Below are 19,182 nucleotides of genomic sequence, written 5' to 3'. Positions count from 1 at the left end.
GAGAAAAATGAAAAATTTAAAAATCGCAGCCAGCCGTGCATGCCCGGATTGCTTTACCACCCAGCGTGAACTCGTGGATGTCAGAGCCTCTGATTATATTGATGTTGCCGCTATTGTTCTGGCGGTCAGCGATATTTCCAGCGGCATTCTGGAAGAAATAGAAGCCACCGGGTTTGGCATTCCTGTTTTTGTCGCAACGCACAAAGAAGAGATCATCCCGGCAGACTATTTATCGCGCATTCACGGCGTTTTCGAACATTCAGACACCAGCAACGACTATTATGGACGTCAACTGGAAGCGGCGGCCCAGAAGTATGAAACCCAGTTGCGCCCACCGTTTTTCCGCGCCCTGGTTGACTACGTGAAACAGGGCAACAGTGCATTTGACTGCCCGGGGCATCAGGGTGGGCAGTTCTTCCGCCGCCATCCTGCCGGTAATCAGTTTGTCGATTTCTTTGGCGAGACGCTCTTCCGTTCCGATCTGTGCAACGCCGACGTAGCGATGGGCGATCTGCTGATCCATGAAGGTGCACCGTGCATTGCACAGCAACATGCGGCGAAAGTCTTTAATGCTGATAAGACCTACTTCGTGCTGAATGGAACGTCATCATCCAACAAAGTGGTGCTTAACGCCCTGCTCACCCCTGGCGACCTGGTCCTGTTCGACCGTAACAACCATAAATCGAACCATCACGGTGCCCTCCTCCAGGCAGGTGCAACACCGGTCTATCTGGAAACTGCGCGTAACCCGTACGGCTTTATCGGGGGTATTGACGCCCACTGCTTTGAAGAGAGTTATCTGCGCGAGCTGGTATCAGAAGTCGCACCAGGCAGAGCACGTGATGCACGTCCGTTCCGCCTGGCTGTGATCCAGCTAGGTACTTACGATGGCACCATTTATAACGCTCGCCAGGTGGTGGATAAGATTGGCCCTCTGTGTGACTACATCCTGTTTGACTCGGCCTGGGTAGGTTACGAGCAGTTTATTCCGATGATGGCCGACTGCTCTCCACTGCTGCTGGAACTGAACGAAAACGACCCGGGCATTCTGGTGACCCAGTCCGTGCATAAACAGCAGGCTGGCTTCTCGCAAACCTCGCAGATCCACAAGAAAGACAGTCACATCAAAGGTCAACAGCGCTATGTGCCCCATAAGCGTCTGAATAATGCCTTTATGATGCACGCCTCCACCAGCCCGTTCTATCCGCTGTTTGCCGCACTGGATATCAACGCTCGCATGCATGAAGGCCAGAGTGGCCGCAACATGTGGATGGACTGCGTGGTCACCGGTATCGAAGCGCGTAAGCTGATCCTGCAGAACTGTCAGTATCTGCGTCCATTCGTGCCAGATATGGTGGATGGTCGTCCGTGGGAAAGCTGGGAGACGGCGGAAATCGCTACCGATCTGCGCTTCTTCCATTTTGTTCCCGGTGAGAACTGGCATGCTTTTGAGGGCTACGCCGAACATCAATATTTTATCGATCCGTGCAAACTGCTGCTGACCACGCCAGGCATTAACGCGCGTACCGGCGAGTATGAGGATTTCGGGGTACCTGCCACAATCCTTGCCAACTTCCTGCGTGAAAACGGCATTGTGCCGGAGAAATGTGACCTCAACTCGATCCTGTTCCTGCTCACCCCAGCAGAGGATATGGGCAAGCTCCAGCAACTGGTGGCACAGCTGGTGCGCTTCGAAAAACTGCTCGAGAGCGATGTTCCGCTGAAAGACGTCCTGCCTTCTCTTTACAAACAACATCCTGAGCGTTACGCAGATTACACCCTGCGCCAGATTTGCCAGGAGATGCATGACCTGTATGCCCGTCACAACGTGAAACAGCTGCAAAAAGAGATGTTCCGCAAATCTCACTTCCCACGCGTGATGATGAACCCACAAGACGCGAACTACGCCTATCTGCGCGGTGAAGTTGAACTGGTGTCCCTGCGCGACGCGGAAGGTCGCATCGCCGCCGAAGGTGCACTCCCTTATCCACCAGGAGTGTTGTGTGTTGTCCCAGGGGAAGTCTGGGGCGGTTCCGTACTGCGCTACTTTGCTGCACTGGAAGAAGGCATCAACCTTCTGCCGGGCTTCGCACCGGAACTGCAGGGTGTGTATGTCGAGGAGTGTGAAGGTCGCAAAGAGGTTCGTTGCAACGTCATCAAACAACCCACCGCTCAGCCTGCACTGCTGAAAGGAGAAAAATTATGAGTAAATCCAATAAAATGGGCGTGGTGCAGCTGACCATCCTCACCATGGTGAACATGATGGGGTCAGGGATCATCATGCTGCCGACCAAGCTTGCAGAAGTGGGAACCATTTCGATTATCTCCTGGCTGGTGACCGCCGTAGGGTCAATGGCACTGGCATGGGCCTTTGCCAAATGCGGGATGTTCAGCCGCAAGTCAGGCGGGATGGGGGGCTATGCAGAATACGCCTTTGGTAAGTCAGGCAACTTTATGGCCAACTATACCTATGGTGTGTCATTGCTGATCGCCAACGTGGCGATTGCCATTTCCGCTGTGGGTTACGGTACGGAGCTGTTTGGTGCCACTCTGAGCCCGGTACAAATTGGGCTGGCGACCATCGGTGTGCTGTGGATCTGCACCGTGGCTAACTTTGGCGGTGCGCGTATCACCGGGCAACTCAGCAGCATCACTGTCTGGGGCGTGATTATCCCGGTTGTTGGCCTGTGCATCATTGGCTGGTTCTGGTTTAGCCCAACGCTGTATGCTAATTCCTGGAACCCTCACCATGTACCGTTCTTTACCGCAGTGGGTTCTTCCATTGCCATGACGCTTTGGGCATTCCTCGGTCTGGAATCTGCCTGCGCGAATGCGGAAGTGGTTGAGAACCCTGAGAAGAACGTCCCGATTGCGGTCCTTGGCGGAACGCTGGGCGCGGCGGTGATCTATATCGTCTCGACTAACGTGATTGCCGGGATTGTGCCAAACATGGATCTGGCTAACTCTACGGCGCCGTTTGGTCTGGCCTTCGCGCAGATGTTCACCCCGGAAGTCGGGAAAGTGATCATGGGTCTGATGGTCATGTCCTGCTGCGGTTCACTCCTCGGCTGGCAGTTCACCATCGCTCAGGTCTTTAAATCCTCGGCTGACGAAGGGTATTTCCCGAAAATCTTCTCCCGCGTCACCAAAGCGGATGCACCGGTGCAGGGCATGCTGGCGATTGTCATCTTCCAGAGTGGATTATCGCTGATGACCATTAGCCCGTCGCTGAACAGCCAGTTCAACGTGCTGGTTAACCTGGCGGTCGTGACGAACATCATTCCGTATATTCTGTCGATGGCGGCGCTGGTGATTATTCAGAAGGTGGCGAAGGTGGATCCACGCAAAGCGCGGGCGGCCAATATCGTGGCGCTGATTGGGGCAATCTACAGCTTCTATGCACTCTACTCATCCGGCCAGGAAGCGATGCTTTACGGCGCAATGGTCACCTTTATGGGCTGGACGCTGTACGGTCTGGTGTCACCACGGTTCGAGTTAAAGAATAAGCACAGCTAAAAAAAAGGGAGCCATTCGGCTCCCTTTTTCATTCTTACGCGTTTTTCAACACTTCACTGACAATCTCTACCGCTTCTTTCTCAATCTGCTGACGATGTTCAGCGCCGAGGAAGCTTTCGCAATAGATCTTGTACGCATCTTCGGTACCGGATGGACGCGCGGCGAACCAGCCATTTTCAGTCATCACTTTCAGACCGCCAATAGAGGCTCCGTTACCCGGTGCAGCCGTCAGGCGTGCAGTGATCGGGTCGCCAGCCAGCGTGCTCGCACTGACCATCTCCGGAGAGAGTTTGGACAGGGCGGCTTTCTGAGCTGAAGTCGCGCTAGCCTGGATACGGTTATAGCTTGGTGCACCAAAGCGTGCAGCCAGCTCATTGTAGTGTTCCTGCGGGTTTTTACCGGTGACAGCGGTAATTTCCGCCGCCAGCAGGCACATAATGATGCCGTCTTTATCGGTTGACCATGGCGTGCCGTCGAAACGCAGGAAAGATGCCCCCGCGCTCTCTTCACCGCCAAAGCCGAAGCTGCCGTCATGCAGACCGTCAACAAACCATTTGAAACCAACAGGCACTTCCACCAGCTTACGACCCAGCGCGTCGACCACACGGTCGATCATCGCAGAGGAGACCAGCGTTTTACCCACAGCAACCTCTTTGCCCCACTGCGGACGGTGCTGGAACAGGTAGTTAATCGCCACCGCCAGGTAATGGTTCGGGTTCATCAGCCCTGCCGGGGTGACGATACCATGACGGTCGTAATCCGGGTCGTTGGCAAATGCCAGATCAAATTTGTCGCGCAGCGCCAGCAGACCCGCCATTGCACATTCTGAGGAGCAGTCCATACGGATTGCACCGTCTTTATCCAGATGCATAAAGCGGAAGGTCTGATCGACGTGATCGTTCACGATGGTCAGATCCAACTTGTAATGCTCAGCAATGCGTTTCCAGTACTCAATACCGGAGCCACCGAGCGGATCCACACCCAGTTTCAGACCGGCTTTCTGAATCGCCGCCATGTCGACGATATCCGCCAGCCCTTCAATAAACGGCTGCACCAGATCCTGCTCTTTCACATGACCTGATGCCATCGCAGCATCCAGAGAAATACGTTTCACACCTTTCAGGCCATCGGCTAACAAGGCGTTAGCACGATCTTCCACCACTTTGGTGACGTTAGTATCAGCCGGGCCGCCATTAGGCGGGTTGTATTTGATACCACCGTCTTCCGGCGGGTTATGGGATGGCGTGATAACGATCCCGTCAGCCAGCGCGCCCCCTTTCTTGTTGTGCACAAGAATGGCGTTAGACACCGCAGGCGTTGGCGTGAATCCGTTATTCTCCTGAATAATCACATCAACGCCGTTGGCGGCCAGCACTTCCAGAACAGAAATGAATGCCGGCTCAGACAAAGCATGGGTATCTTTTCCCACATAGCATGGACCGGTAACGCCATTTTTGGCGCGCTCTTCCGCAATGGCCTGAGCAATGGCCAGAATGTGCGGTTCGTTAAAGCTATGGCGCGCCGCGCTACCGCGGTGACCAGATGTACCAAACTTCACGGCGTGTTCTGCATTGCCCACAACCGGCTTCAGAACGTAATACTGCGCGGTCAGCTGAGCGACATTAATCAAATCGCTTTGTTGTGCAGGTTGGCCTGCACGGCTGTGATTTGCCATTACCGGGTCCTTCTGATGCAAGGGTTAAATTGTACCGCAAACCTTTTCAATCAATTCCGCCGGGAACTGCATAGACTGCATGATGTGTTCAATCATGCTGCACTTGCGGCCCGTATTGGTATTGGTGATCACCCAGTACGGAGTGCCAGGGACATGTTTGGGTTTGGTTTGGTTGCCATTTTGCAGCAGCGTCTGCTCGTCACCCGCGAAATAGACGCGAGTACGACCGTGCAGCGACTCGGTCGCTTCAGCAAACGCTTTGTTATCCAGTGAGTAGAGTGTAGACAGCACCAGCATAAAGCGGTTAACCGCCTTTTTTTGCTCCGCATATTCATCGGACAGCAGCAGCTCGCGCATCGCCCGCACTTTATCTTTTGCCGGTGTCACGGCAGGTTTTACTTGTGCAACAACGCTCGGCTGAGACACGACATCTTTGGTAACTGGGGTGACAGGCTGTGAAACGGCGGAAATTTTAAGCATACGCCGTAAAATGTCGGACGCACTCTCCCCGATATGCCGCGTCTGGCTGGCAATATACTGATAGAGTTCGTCATCAACTTCGATTGTTTTCATCTTAATCCAGTGCGATATCTTATCTGAATACAAGTCATTGGGATTATAAGGTCAAATCCCAACAGCGGATAGCGTCAAACCAGGTTGGCGGCAAAAGTCAGATTAAACTGGAACCTTGCAGCCGGGCGGCAGAATGGTCAACATGATACCCTAACCTGACATACGTAAAAAAAGAACTTTGCCATGAAATTGAATACCCGAGCGCAAACTGCACAATCGCCGAACAATAATTCTCCCATCGTACTGGTTCACGGACTTTTTGGCAGCCTGGATAACCTGGGCGTCCTGGCGCGCGATCTGGTTAGCGATCACGACATTTTGCAAGTCGACATGCGCAATCACGGCCTTTCAGAGCGCTCAGAAGAGATGACCTACGCGGCAATGGCGCAGGATCTGCTGGATACGCTGGATGCCAACAACCTGCAAAAAGTAACCCTCATCGGGCATTCAATGGGCGGTAAAGCGGTGATGGCCCTGACGGCGCTGGCACCTGAGAGAATTCAGGGTCTGGTGGTGATCGATGTTGCTCCGGTGGATTACGACGTTCGCCGCCATGACGAAATTTTCGCGGCGATCAACGCGGTAACAGCGGCTGGTGCCGCAACGCGTCAACAAGCGGCTGCCGTCATGCGTGAGCATCTTGATGAAGAAGGTGTCGTGCAGTTCCTGCTGAAGTCATTTGTTGACGGACAATGGCGTTTTAACGTGCCAGTGCTCTGGGAGCAGTACAACAATATCGTAGGCTGGGAAACGGTACCTACCTGGCCACACTCTACCCTCTTTATTCGTGGCGGCAACTCGCCTTACGTCACCGACGCGTACCGCGACGCATTGCTGGCACAATTCCCGCAGGCTCGTGCCCATGTCATCGCCGGGGCTGGACACTGGGTTCACGCGGAAAAACCTGACGCCGTATTGCGCGCCATTCGCCGCTATCTTGCTGATACTGCAAATTGATTAAAAAGAGAGCGACTGGAAGGCTGCAGGCTTCCAGTCGTTGGCGTGCCGTTTTTGGTGATGTATGATGGCGCGCTTATCGCCCGGGCATTAGCAGGGCGGCTTGTTTCCCCCGAAGTCTCAGAATCATGGCCAAAGAACAAACGGACCGTACGACACTAGATCTGTTCGCGAATGAGCGTCGCCCGGGACGACCGAAAACGAATCCGCTTTCGCGCGATGAACAGCTGCGTATCAATAAACGCAATCAGCTTAAACGCGATAAAAATCGTGGGCTTAAGCGTGTCGAACTGAAGCTCAACGCCGACGCCGTCGATGCGCTTAACGAGCTGGCTGAGGCGCGTAATATCAGCCGCAGCGAGCTCATTGAAGAGATGTTGATCGCTCAACTTGAGACATTGCGCAGCCAGGCATAAGTCTGAAAATCCCCTTTATCACCTTTTTCATGTAGCACAGAGTGCAGTCCTGCGCGATAGCTGTTTCCGCAGGGTTGCCAGTTCTGCTATTATTGCCCTTATCCGTGGCCGAATTGCGCCACCATACTATTAAGTTTCAAGAGGTTATTTTACTCATGGCAATCATCGGCATTTTCTTCGGCAGTGATACCGGCAATACCGAAAACATCGCAAAAAACATTCAAAAACAGCTCGGTAAAGACGTTGCTGATGTGCATGACATCGCCAAGAGCAGCAAAGAAGATCTCGAAGGCTATGACATTCTGCTGCTGGGTATTCCAACCTGGTACTACGGTGAAGCCCAGTGCGACTGGGATGATTTCTTCCCGACGCTGGAAGAAGTTGATTTCAACGGCAAGCTGGTTGCCCTGTTTGGCTGTGGCGATCAGGAAGACTACGCGGAATATTTCTGTGATGCGCTGGGTACCATCCGCGACATCATTGAGCCAAATGGTGCGGTTATCGTCGGCCACTGGCCAACGGCGGGCTACCACTTTGAAGCCTCTAAAGGCCTGGCTGATGATGATCATTTCGTGGGTCTGGCCATCGACGAAGACCGCCAGCCAGAACTGACCGCAGAACGCGTTGAGAAATGGGTTAAGCAGATCCGTGAAGAACTGCACCTGGATGATATTCTTAACGCTTGATTTTTATCGTGGCGCAACTGCGGTTGCGCCCGAGCCTCAGGTCGTACCGATTAAATTAATTGCTACAATCTTTTAACTTTTTCGCCCAGACCTGTACAATGTCTCCCTGATAAAATGTGGTTTCTATTGAGCAAGTTTGTCGGTGATACCCCATTTTTATAAGCATATTTTGCCTGAGACTTGCTGTTTTCATTTAGACATGGCAGTTCTATAATGAGACGCATTATCCAAGGTGCATTTTCTGTCACTTCCTACAGAAGTGATTCGTTTAGCAACAGGACAGATTCCGCATGACTGACAACAATACCGCATTAAAGAAGGCTGGCCTGAAAGTTACGCTTCCTCGGTTAAAAATCCTTGAAGTGCTTCAGGGTCCAGACAATCACCATGTCAGTGCGGAAGACCTTTATAAACGCCTTATTGACATGGGTGAAGAAATTGGGCTCGCTACCGTCTATCGCGTGCTGAACCAGTTTGATGACGCGGGCATTGTTACCCGTCATAATTTCGAAGGCGGTAAATCTGTATTCGAACTGACCCAGCAACAGCACCACGATCACCTGATCTGCCTCGACTGTGGCAAGGTCATTGAATTTAGCGATGACTCCATCGAAGCGCGTCAGCGTGAAATTGCGGCTCGTCATGGCATCCGCCTGACCAACCACAGCCTGTACCTGTATGGTCACTGTGCTGAAGGTGATTGCCGCGAAGACGATCACGCGCACGACGCTAAATAACTCAAGCTTTCATACTCTGAGCCAGCCGCAAGGTTGGCTTTTTTTTGCCTGCTATTTGACGCAAAAAAGCCCGGTAGCGTTGTGCTACCGGGCATGATGACAGCAAATTATTTGCTGTTGTTACTGCGGATCTCTTTCCAGATCTGGTCGCAACGCTTCGCCACTTCCTGATCGTTTCCGGTTTTACGTGCCTGAATACAGGCCTGGTAATCCATCACGCGAACGTTTTCCTGTGTGGCGAACTGCTCATGTGCCTTCTCTTTCTTCAGCACATTCAGCACACTCTGACAGGCTTCGATCTTCTCCGGTGAACCTTCCGCCGTGTTGATGCAGGCGCTATACGCCTCTTTAAGACGCGAGTCCTCTTTCGGTGCCTGCTCCTGCGCACACCCCACCAGCCCCGCAGCCAGCAACGCGACGATTACGATATTTTTCATCATGTTCAGTCTCCATTAGAAGATGGTGAATGGAGCGATAACCATGAATTTCACGTCACGCTCATCCTGGAAGATGTTGCCGTAACCACCCGCATAGCTTGGAATGTCGGAGTGATTGTCATACTGGGTGAAGTGCAGTTTGAACATCGTGCCTTTGGCGCGGCCGTCCTGCAGGGTATAGATGGCATCCAGGCTGTAAGAAGACTCTTTCAGGCGATAGTTTGGATCGTAGTAAGCATCCGGTGTGGCCATATCTGCAGGTTTTGCATCCCAGGCATAAGCGTACGATGCACCCACCGCCCAGCCAGGCAGATTCCAGTTTTTCAGGTCATACATTGCACCGAAGAACACCGCTTTTTCGCCGTCGGCGTTGAAGTCAGAGCGGTTATCCCACCAGATATCAAGACGACCGTTAGACGATGCATAGGTTGGGGTCATACGCTGCAGGAAGTACCCCTGCTGCCCTTCTGCCTTCACCCATGTTCCTTCCAGGCGCAAATCGACCTGACCGACTTTGTAGCCGAAGGTGAGAGCCTGCAACCACGCGGTGCCGTCATAGATATCATTGACGCCACCATTACTGACTTTGTCGCGCGTACCGTAGAACTGGTAGCTGGTGCTCAGCGGGCTACCCGCGATATCAAATTTATAGCTGGCCTTGGCAAAGTACTGATCGATGTAACCTTGAGCCTGGCCGAATGCCGCCTCAAGTACCAGGTCGTTTTTAAAGTCGTATTTAGCACCCAGTGAATGGAGATAATCTACTTTGGTTTTCTTATCGTTCTGGTAGAACTTGTCCATTTCAATGTGCCATGGTGCTTTGTACTCGTTGGTCCACATATAGGAGAAGCTCAACGCACCTGCATCACCGTAATCAAAGTTGGCACCCGCTTCCGCCCCCTGGTAAGTACCCGGCATAAAGCTCCAGTGTGGTGCTAACAATGTCTGACCGGTTGGCTGAATATAACCACCGCGCGCCCATACCGGGCCGTATTTGAATTTCGCTGCTGCCTTATACAGGCTGATACCGCTTTTATCTCCTGACCAGTCTTCTTTATAGGCTTTATTACTGGAGGAGAATGCGATTTCGTTCGGGTGGGCACTGTCGCCGTTTTCTGCCATTTCAATTGCCGTGAATGCAGCAATATCCAGACCAAACATATCGGCAGCATAACCAGACTGGAAATCCAGATTGGCGTTCCAGGTGGAGTGAGAAAGGTTGGTTTTGTATTTATCTTCAGTGACGTCTTTACGATCACGCTCACGCTGCCAGTAGTAGATCCCCCCTGTTAGGGTTGAGTCATCAATAAAACCTGCTGCCTTCGCCTCTGGTGCAATCACCAGACCCGACATTGCTGTCACACCGGCAATAGCCAGCGCCAGCGCACTACGTTTGCCACTGAACGTACGCATAGATTATTCCTCTTTGACGAATTAAAACGCCTTAAACGGCGAAAAATATAAAAGACCTAATGGTCAGGGGTAGTTAGAAATACCCTCGAATTAACTACCGCCTTTAGGTTATTTTTCGCGACGCGAATTATCAATGCTTTTCAGCGAGCAAAAGTCAGGATTATGACGAAGTGCACATAATTGGTAGTGATTTGTAACATCTGTGCCAATGCGAGGATTTACAGGGAATAACGCGTATTTTGAGGCTGCGTCGACCGTTTATTCTGTGTATTTTTTGTCCTTAAGGCTATTCGTAAATATTGAAACTTTTTTTGAGTAAAATAAGTAGCACCTCATTGACCTGAATTTCGCACATACTTTATTTGAGCTGCGCGTTAATGGCCTGATCGTTAAATAAAAAAACGCCGCTTATCGCGGCGTTTGTCTCTCATTGACCAGAATGGCAATATTATTCGCCGATCTTAGCCCAGGTGTCACGCAGACCAACAGTACGGTTAAACACCGGTTTTTCCGCCGTGCTGTAACGGCTATCCAGGCAGAAATAACCTTCGCGTTCGAACTGGAACGCTTTACCCGCTTCAGCCGCTTTTAAAGACGGCTCGGCATAACCCTGTTTAATCACCAGAGATTCCGGGTTGATCGTCGCCAGGAAGTCTTCGGCAGCACCAGGGTTAGGGACACTGAACAGACGATCGTACAGGCGAATTTCAACAGGCAGCGCGTGTGCAGCGCTTACCCAATGGATAACGCCTTTCACTTTGCGGCCATCTGCTGGATCTTTGCTCAGGGTTTCAGCATCATAAGAACAGAAGATGGTAGTGATATTACCTTCCGCATCTTTCTCTACGCGCTCGGCCTTGATGACGTAGGCATTACGCAGACGCACCTCTTTACCCAATACCAGGCGCTTGTACTGCTTGTTCGCTTCTTCGCGGAAGTCAGCACGATCGATCCAGATTTCAGCGCTGAACGGTACGTCACGGCTACCCATTTCCGGTTTACTCGGATGGTTAGGCATGGACACCAGCTCGCTTTCACCCTGCGGGTAGTTTTCGATAACCAGTTTCACTGGGTCGATAACCGCCATTGCGCGCGGTGCGTTTTCGTTGAGATCTTCACGAATGCAGGATTCCAGAGACGCCATTTCAATGGTGTTATCCTGCTTAGTCACACCGATGCGTTTGCAGAACTCACGAATAGAAGCCGCGGTGTAACCACGACGACGCAGACCAGAGATGGTCGGCATACGCGGATCGTCCCAGCCTTCAACGTGCTTGTCGGTCACCAGCAGGTTCAGCTTACGCTTGGACATCACGGTGTATTCCAGATTCAGACGAGAGAACTCGTACTGACGTGGATGCACAGGGATAGTGATGTTATCCAGTACCCAGTCGTACAGACGACGGTTGTCCTGGAACTCCAGCGTACACAGAGAGTGAGTAATGCCTTCCAGCGCATCGCTGATGCAGTGGGTAAAGTCGTACATCGGGTAGATGCACCACTTGTTACCGGTCTGGTGATGTTCCGCAAACTTAATGCGGTACAGCACCGGGTCGCGCATCACGATGAACGGAGATGCCATGTCGATTTTGGCACGCAGACAGGCTTTGCCTTCTTCGAAACCACCGGCACGCATTTTTTCAAACAGCGCCAGGTTCTCTTCCACGCTGCGATCGCGGTATGGGCTGTTTTTGCCCGGCGCGGTCAGCGAGCCGCGGTATTCACGGATCTCATCGGCAGACAGCTCGTCGACGTACGCCAGACCTTTGTTAATCAGCTCTACCGCATAGGCATACAGCTGATCAAAATAATCAGAGGAGTAGCAGATGTCGCCAGACCAGTTGAAGCCCAGCCATTGCACGTCATTCTTGATGGACTCAACGTATTCGATGTCTTCTTTTACTGGGTTGGTGTCATCGAAACGCAGGTTGCACTGCCCCTGGTAGTCCTGGGCAATGCCAAAGTTCAGGCAGATAGATTTCGCGTGACCAATATGCAGGTAACCGTTCGGCTCCGGCGGGAAACGCGTATGAATTGTGGTGTGCTTACCACTGGCCAGATCTTCATCGATGATCTGACGAATAAAGTTACTCGGGCGGGCTTCTGCCTCACTCATCGTGGATTCCTCAAAGCGTAAACAACGTATAACGGCATATGATCTTATAAGCCGGACGTAGTGACAACCCTTAAAACGGCTCTGAAGAAAATAATGGGGGCATTTGCTGCAAAAAAAAGCGGCGAGGGATATCCCCCGCCGCTTAAGGCATGACTCTACTCAGGAGCGATTACTTGCCTTTAATCTCATACAGTGGTGTTTGACCCGCAACCACCTGACCTTTCGCCTGAATGACCAGGCCACTGAAGTCATCAATGTTGCTGCAAACAACCGGACTAATCATTGAGCGCGCGTTGGCGTTCAGGAAGTCCAGATCCATTTCCAGGATTGGCTGCCCTGCGACCACTTCAGCACCCTCTTCCACCAAGCGAGTAAAGCCCTGGCCGTTCAGCGCAACGGTATCAATACCCATGTGGACAACGATCTCAGCACCATTCTCGGTTTCGAGGCAGAACGCATGGTTGGTATTGAAGATTTTTACGATGGTACCGGCTGCTGGTGACACCACGGTTTTTTCCGTTGGCTTCACAGCGACACCGTCACCGACCGCTTTGCTGGCGAAGGCTTCGTCAGGTACCTGCTCAATGGCAACCACGTCACCAGTCACTGGGGAAACCAGTGCGGCAATCGTTTTAGCATTTGGTACTGCCTGCGGTTTTACTGCAGCAGGTGAAGCGGCTGGCGCAGCACTTGCTTCCGCAGCGGCTACCGGACCTGTCGTTTTCATGGCATTGGCAATTTTTTCCGCCACAAAGCCAACGATAATCTGCACGCTGGTTTTGTTCAGACGGATAACACCGGATGCACCCAAGCGTTTAGCCAGCGCTTCGTTCACCAGAGAAGAGTCTTTTACGTTCAGACGCAGACGGGTGATACATGCGTCGATACCGGTCAGGTTGTCAGAACCACCGACAGCGGCGATGTATTGACGCGCCAGACCTGCAACATCCTGGTCTTTGTCCGCACTCACATTCACATCCTGACCATCCGCTTCGCTACCGGCAACAGCCAGCTCACGACCCGGGGTCATCAGGTTGAATTTGGTGATAGTGAAACGGAACACCATGTAGTAGATCGCGAAGAACACCAGACCTTGCGGGATCAGCATCCACCAGTGGGTCGCCAGTGGGTTACGGGACGACAGCACCATATCCACCAGACCGGCACTGAAGCCGAAGCCCGCAATCCAGTGCATGCTGGCAGCAATGAACACAGAGATACCCGTCAGCACAGCGTGGATCACATACAGCACAGGTGCCACGAACATGAAGGAGAATTCCAGCGGTTCAGTGATACCGGTGAAGAAAGCTGCAAATGCACCCGCCATCATGATACCCAGAACTTTCGCTTTGTTCTCTGGACGTGCGCAGTGGTAGATAGCCAGCGCTGCACCTGGCAGGCCGAACATCATGATTGGGAAGAAGCCCGCCTGGTAACGACCGGTGATACCGACAACCGCTTTACCTGCTTCGATGGACTGTGCGCCACCCAGGAAGTTAGGAATATCGTTAATACCGGCAACATCGAACCAGAATACGGAGTTCAGCGCGTGGTGCAGACCGACCGGGATCAGCAGACGGTTGAAGAACGCGTATACGCCCGCACCGACAGAGCCCAGCTTCTGGATGTGCTCACCGAAGTTCACCAGACCGTCGAAGATCATCGGCCAGACGTACATCATGATGAACGCAACAACGATCATCACAAACGAGGTCAGGATGGGGACCAGACGGCGACCGCTAAAGAAGGAGAGCGCTTTTGGTAGCTCTACGCTGCTGAAGCGGTTATACAGTTCAGCGGAGATGATACCTACAAGGATACCGACAAACTGGTTGCTGATCTTACCGAATGCCGCCGGAACCTGGTCCGCCGGAATTTTTTGGATCATGGCCACCGCTGCTGGTGAGCAGAGAGTGGTTAACACGAGGAAACCGACAAAACCGGTCAGCGCAGCGGCACCGTCTTTGTCTTTAGACATACCGTAAGCCACACCAATCGCGAACAACACGGACATGTTGTCGATAATGGCGGAGCCTGACTTGATAAAGAACGCCGCCAGCGCGCTGGTATTACCCCAGCCGTTGGGGTCGATCCAGTAGCCGACACCCATCAGGATGGCTGCGGCAGGCAGCGTGGCGACCGGCACCATAAGTGCGCGACCAACCTTTTGTAAATAACCTAGAATACTCACTTTCTTCCCCCTATGAGACCCCGTTTAAGGCATGTTCTCAGCTCTGTTTTTTATTGTGTCACGAACTATAAATACAGTTGATGATTCACTGGCATTGTGAGTGTGTGAAAAATTAATTCGTATCGCAAATTAAACACGTATTTTTTGTGATTTTTGTCACCAAATATCGTTATTAACCCTCCCTTACACTGGCTAACAGCGAAAACTTATTTTATCATTCAAAAAATCAAGACGGATTGATCCGGCCTGAAAGATTCCAGGTTACGCTTAATTCAGGTTCCGATAGCCATCCGCCCACTCTTCTACTTTAACTCTTGAGGTGAACAATGAGACTGATTCCCCTGGCAACTGCTGAACAAGTTGGTAAATGGGCCGCTCGCCATATCGTTAACCGTATTAACGCATTTAAACCTACTGCTGATCGTCCTTTCGTTCTTGGCCTTCCGACTGGTGGCACACCACTGACCGCGTATAAGGCACTGGTTGAGATGCATAAAGCAGGCCAGGTTAGCTTTAAACATGTTGTGACCTTCAATATGGACGAATATGTTGGCTTACCGAAGGATCACCCGGAAAGCTACCATAGCTTTATGCACCGCAATTTCTTTGATCACGTTGATATTCCATCTGAAAATATTAACCTGCTGAATGGAAACGCGCCTGATATTGACGCAGAATGTCGTCAGTATGAAGAAAAAATCCGTTCCTACGGTAAAATCCACCTGTTTATGGGTGGTGTAGGCAACGATGGTCATATCGCGTTTAACGAACCGGCGTCTTCTCTGGCTTCCCGTACCCGTATTAAAACGCTGACCCATGACACGCGCGTGGCAAACTCCCGCTTCTTTGACGGTGACGTTAACCAGGTTCCAAAATACGCCCTGACTGTAGGTGTAGGTACCCTGCTGGATGCCGAAGAAGTGATGATTTTGGTCCTGGGCGGCGTGAAAGCGCAGGCGCTCCAGGCTGCCGTTGAAGGCAACGTTAACCACATGTGGACCATCAGTTGCCTGCAGCTGCATCCGAAATCAGTCATCGTTTGTGACGAACCGTCCACGATGGAGCTGAAAGTGAAAACGCTGAAATACTTCAACGAATTAGAAGCAGAGAACATCAAAGGTCTGTAATTGAATAACCGCCTCTTCATCAAGAGGCGGCCGCTTTTTTTAACCGGGGGTCGTTATGTACGCTTTAACCCACGGTCGGATTTATACCGGCCATGATATTCTGGATGACCATGCGATTGTTATCGCTAATGGCCTGATTGAACGTGTTTGCCCGCTGGCAGAACTGCCGCCGGAGATTGAACAGCGCTCACTCAATGGAGCAGTAATCTCCCCCGGTTTCATCGACGTACAGCTCAACGGCTGCGGCGGTGTGCAATTCAATGACACTGCGGATGCGGTGACGGTAGAAACGCTGGAGATCATGCAAAAAGCCAACGAGAAATCGGGCTGCACCAGCTATCTACCAACGCTCATCACCAGCAGTGATGACCTTATGAAACAGGGCATCCGCGTGATGCGTGAATACCTGGCAAAACACCCGAATCAGGCGCTGGGTCTGCACCTTGAAGGGCCATGGCTGAATATGGTTAAAAAAGGGACGCATAACCCGAATTACGTGCGTAAACCTGATGCGGAGCTGGTTGATTACATGTGTGCTAACGCCGATGTGATCACCAAAGTGACGCTGGCGCCTGAAATGACAGGTACGGATGTCATCAGCAAACTGGCTGCCGCCGGGATTATCGTTTCAGCGGGTCACTCAAACGCGACGCTGAAAGAAGCCAAAGCGGGTTTCCGCGCGGGCATTACCTTCGCCACGCACCTCTACAACGCAATGCCGTATATAACCGGTCGTGAACCGGGTCTGGTCGGAGCGATTCTGGATGAACCAGACGTCTACTGCGGTATTATTGCTGACGGCTTACATGTCGATTACACCAACATTCGTAATGCTAAACGGCTGAAAGGTGACAAGCTTTGTCTGGTCACCGATGCCACGGCGCCAGCAGGTGCAAATATTGAGCAGTTCATTTTTGCCGGTAAAACAATATACTACCGCAATGGACTGTGTGTGGATGAGAACGGCACGCTGAGTGGTTCTGCCCTGACCATGATTGAAGGGGTACGCAACCTGGTTGAGTATTGCGGTATTGCCCTCGATGAAGTGCTGCGTATGGCAACGCTTTATCCGGCGCGCGCAATGGGCGTTGATAAACAGCTTGGCGGAATTGCACCAGGTATGGTTGCAAACCTGACGGCATTCACACACGATTATAAAATTATTAAGACCATCGTTAATGGTAACGAGGTCGTCACTGAGTAAGTAAAAGTATGACACCAGGCGGACAAGCTCAAATCGGTAATGTCGATCTCGTTAAACAACTTAACAGCGCGGCAGTTTATCGCCTGATTGACCAGCACGGGCCAATCTCACGCATTCAGATAGCCGAACAAAGCCAGCTTGCTCCCGCCAGCGTGACAAAAATTACACGTCAGCTTATTGAGCGCGGCCTGATTAAAGAAGTCGATCAACAGGCCTCCACCGGAGGCCGCCGCGCTATCTCTATTATTACCGAAACCCGCAATTTTCAGGCGATTGGCGTCCGCCTTGGCCGTCATGACACCACGCTTACGCTCTACGATCTGAGTAGCAAAGCCATTGCAGAAGAGCACTACCCCCTTCCGGAACGCACTCAGGAGACCCTGGAACACGCGCTGCTGAATACCATCGCGCAGTTTATTGAAAGCTGTCAGCGTAAAATCCGTGAACTCATCGCCATCTCCGTGATTCTGCCTGGTCTGGTCGACCCGGAAAGCGGTGTGATCCGCTATATGCCGCACATCCAGGTTGAAAACTGGGGGCTGGTCGATGCGCTGGAAAAGCGCTTTAAAGTGACCTGTTTTGTAGGCCATGACATTCGCTCTCTGGCGCTGGCGGAGCACTATTTTGGTGCCAGTCAGGACTGCGAAGACTCTATTCTGGTGCGCGTTCACCGCGGTACAGGTGCAGGCATTATCTCTAACGGGCGTATTTTTATTGGTCGCAACGGTAACGTCGGCGAGATCGGCCATATTCAGGTCGAGCCGCTTGGCGAACGTTGCCACTGCGGAAACTTTGGTTGTCTTGAGACCATTGCCGCCAACACGGCCATTGAGCAGCGTGTTCGCCATTTGCTTGAACAGGGTTATCAAAGCCGCGTCACACTGGACGATTGCAAGATAGGAACCATCTGTAAAGCAGCAAATAAAGGCGACGCGCTGGCCTGTGAGGTGATCGAGCAAGTTGGACGTCACCTGGGCAAAACCATTGCTATCGCGATTAACCTGTTTAACCCGCAAAAAGTGGTGATCGCCGGTGAAATTGTTGAAGCGGAAAAGGTACTGCTGCCCGCCATTGAGGGCTGTATTAATACCCAGGCGCTGAAAGCATTCCGCCAGAATCTCCCGGTCGTTCGTTCAAAGCTTGACCATCGTTCAGCGATTGGCGCATTCGCGCTGGTAAAACGTGCGATGCTCAACGGCATTCTGTTGCAGCATTTGCTGGAAAGTTGATCGAACCTTATAGTAACGCCTTCTTTTTTTGATGTCGGACTGTCCATGACCATTAAGAATGTAATTTGTGATATCGACGGCGTGCTGATGCACGACAACGTTGCTGTGCCAGGTGCTGCGGAGTTTCTTCACCGCATCATCGACAAAGGAATGCCTCTGGTTCTTCTCACGAACTACCCTTCTCAGACCGGTCAGGATCTGGCGAACCGTTTTGCCACAGCCGGTGTCGACGTGCCGGACAGTGTGTTTTATACCTCGGCGATGGCAACGGCTGATTTTCTGAAACGTCAGGAAGGAAAAAAAGCCTACGTGGTCGGTGAAGGCGCGCTGATCCACGAACTGTACAAAGCCGGTTTTACCATCACCGATGTGAACCCAGACTTTGTGATTGTGGGTGAAACGCGCTCCTTTAACTGGGAGATGATGCATAAAGCGGCATACTTTGTCGCCAGCGGCGCGCGTTTTATCGCCACCAACCCGGATACACACGGTCGTGGCTTTTATCCGGCATGCGGCGCGCTCTGCGCCGGTATTGAGAAAATCTCTGGTCGTCAGCCGTTTGTAGTCGGGAAACCTAGCCCGTGGATCATCCGTGCCGCACTGAACAAAATGCAGGCTCACTCTGAAGAAACCGTCATTGTCGGCGACAATCTCCGCACCGATATCCTGGCCGGTTTCCAGGCAGGTCTTGAAACTATTCTGGTGCTCTCTGGCGTCTCTCAGCTTGATGACATTGATTCGATGCCGTTCCGGCCGAGTTGGATTTACCCCTCCGTCGATGAAATTGACATTATCTGATACCAAACCACGCCTCAGGGCGTGGTTTTTCATTTACAGCCCTGCCAAATAAGACCCCATCTAACAAAAAACACGTTTTATTGAATAATCATCAATAAAAGCATGCC

16 protein-coding genes are annotated in these 19,182 nt (G+C 52.0%); 10 read left to right on the top strand and 6 right to left on the bottom strand.

All coding sequences use genetic code 11. The features are described 5' to 3' along the window. Positions 1-7: 7 nt before the first annotated feature. Complete coding sequence (gene speF, locus HED65_RS21355) at positions 8-2,206, top strand: ornithine decarboxylase SpeF (protein ID WP_114980067.1); 2,199 nt, start codon at positions 8-10, stop codon at positions 2,204-2,206. After that, positions 2,203-3,516 carry a putrescine-ornithine antiporter gene (potE, locus tag HED65_RS21350; protein WP_014831099.1) on the top strand — a complete coding sequence of 438 codons (1,314 nt, stop codon included), beginning with the start codon at positions 2,203-2,205 and terminating at the stop codon, positions 3,514-3,516. The genes speF and potE overlap by 4 nt, the downstream gene beginning before the upstream one ends. Positions 3,517-3,550: 34 nt before the next feature. Here potE and pgm read toward each other — a convergent pair whose 3' ends face one another. Both pgm and seqA read right to left on the bottom strand, forming a co-directional pair. Beyond that, on the bottom strand, positions 3,551-5,191 hold the full coding sequence (gene pgm, locus HED65_RS21345) for a phosphoglucomutase (alpha-D-glucose-1,6-bisphosphate-dependent) (RefSeq protein WP_114980066.1): 1,641 nt from the start codon (positions 5,189-5,191) through the stop codon (positions 3,551-3,553). A 24-nt stretch (positions 5,192-5,215) separates the two neighbouring features. Next, positions 5,216-5,764 (bottom strand): replication initiation negative regulator SeqA, encoded by a 549-nt coding sequence (seqA, locus tag HED65_RS21340; protein ID WP_114980065.1) that lies wholly within the window; start codon positions 5,762-5,764, stop codon positions 5,216-5,218. Positions 5,765-5,947: 183 nt separating this feature from the next. Between seqA and ybfF the strand changes: the two genes are divergently transcribed. The 4 genes from ybfF (at position 5,948) to fur (ending at position 8,560) form a co-directional block, all read left to right on the top strand. Then, positions 5,948-6,721 carry an esterase gene (gene ybfF / locus HED65_RS21335; RefSeq protein ID WP_114980064.1) on the top strand — a complete coding sequence of 258 codons (774 nt, stop codon included), beginning with the start codon at positions 5,948-5,950 and terminating at the stop codon, positions 6,719-6,721. Positions 6,722-6,849: 128 nt separating this feature from the next. Then, positions 6,850-7,137 (top strand): LexA regulated protein, encoded by a 288-nt coding sequence (gene ybfE, locus HED65_RS21330; protein WP_014883017.1) that lies wholly within the window; start codon positions 6,850-6,852, stop codon positions 7,135-7,137. A 155-nt stretch (positions 7,138-7,292) separates the two neighbouring features. Continuing rightward, on the top strand, positions 7,293-7,823 hold the full coding sequence (fldA, locus tag HED65_RS21325; protein WP_008501067.1) for a flavodoxin FldA: 531 nt from the start codon (positions 7,293-7,295) through the stop codon (positions 7,821-7,823). A gap of 290 nt (positions 7,824-8,113) precedes the next feature. Beyond that, positions 8,114-8,560: a ferric iron uptake transcriptional regulator gene (fur, locus tag HED65_RS21320; protein ID WP_014169146.1), complete on the top strand. Its 447-nt coding sequence runs from the start codon at positions 8,114-8,116 to the stop codon at positions 8,558-8,560. A 107-nt stretch (positions 8,561-8,667) separates the two neighbouring features. Here fur and chiQ read toward each other — a convergent pair whose 3' ends face one another. The 4 genes from chiQ to nagE all read right to left on the bottom strand — a co-directional run bounded on the left by chiQ (position 8,668) and on the right by nagE (position 14,717). Then, positions 8,668-8,997: a ChiQ/YbfN family lipoprotein gene (gene chiQ / locus HED65_RS21315; protein WP_114980073.1), complete on the bottom strand. Its 330-nt coding sequence runs from the start codon at positions 8,995-8,997 to the stop codon at positions 8,668-8,670. A 15-nt stretch (positions 8,998-9,012) separates the two neighbouring features. Then, positions 9,013-10,410: a chitoporin ChiP gene (gene chiP / locus HED65_RS21310; protein WP_028019457.1), complete on the bottom strand. Its 1,398-nt coding sequence runs from the start codon at positions 10,408-10,410 to the stop codon at positions 9,013-9,015. A gap of 448 nt (positions 10,411-10,858) precedes the next feature. Then, positions 10,859-12,526 (bottom strand): glutamine--tRNA ligase, encoded by a 1,668-nt coding sequence (gene glnS, locus HED65_RS21305; protein WP_114980063.1) that lies wholly within the window; start codon positions 12,524-12,526, stop codon positions 10,859-10,861. 169 nt (positions 12,527-12,695) lie between these two features. Further along, positions 12,696-14,717: an N-acetylglucosamine-specific PTS transporter subunit IIBC gene (gene nagE / locus HED65_RS21300; protein ID WP_114980062.1), complete on the bottom strand. Its 2,022-nt coding sequence runs from the start codon at positions 14,715-14,717 to the stop codon at positions 12,696-12,698. Between the two features lie 326 nt (positions 14,718-15,043). Here nagE and nagB point away from each other — a divergent pair, with 326 nt between their 5' ends. Genes nagB through nagD form a run of 4 tightly spaced genes read left to right on the top strand, consistent with a single transcriptional unit; the run spans position 15,044 to position 19,075 of the window. Further along, positions 15,044-15,844, top strand: coding sequence for a glucosamine-6-phosphate deaminase (gene nagB / locus HED65_RS21295; protein WP_023310765.1), 801 nt, complete (start codon positions 15,044-15,046; stop codon positions 15,842-15,844). A gap of 55 nt (positions 15,845-15,899) precedes the next feature. Beyond that, on the top strand, positions 15,900-17,048 hold the full coding sequence (gene nagA, locus HED65_RS21290) for an N-acetylglucosamine-6-phosphate deacetylase (protein WP_114980061.1): 1,149 nt from the start codon (positions 15,900-15,902) through the stop codon (positions 17,046-17,048). 8 nt (positions 17,049-17,056) lie between these two features. Beyond that, positions 17,057-18,277, top strand: coding sequence for a DNA-binding transcriptional regulator NagC (gene nagC / locus HED65_RS21285; protein ID WP_021242995.1), 1,221 nt, complete (start codon positions 17,057-17,059; stop codon positions 18,275-18,277). Positions 18,278-18,322: 45 nt separating this feature from the next. Beyond that, positions 18,323-19,075 carry a ribonucleotide monophosphatase NagD gene (gene nagD, locus HED65_RS21280; RefSeq protein WP_023310763.1) on the top strand — a complete coding sequence of 251 codons (753 nt, stop codon included), beginning with the start codon at positions 18,323-18,325 and terminating at the stop codon, positions 19,073-19,075. Positions 19,076-19,182 lie beyond the last annotated feature (107 nt).

This window comes from Pantoea sp. LS15 (assembly GCF_012241585.1).
In the GTDB taxonomy this organism is placed as follows: domain Bacteria; phylum Pseudomonadota; class Gammaproteobacteria; order Enterobacterales; family Enterobacteriaceae; genus Enterobacter.
This window is presented reverse-complemented; position numbering and strand designations above follow the sequence as displayed.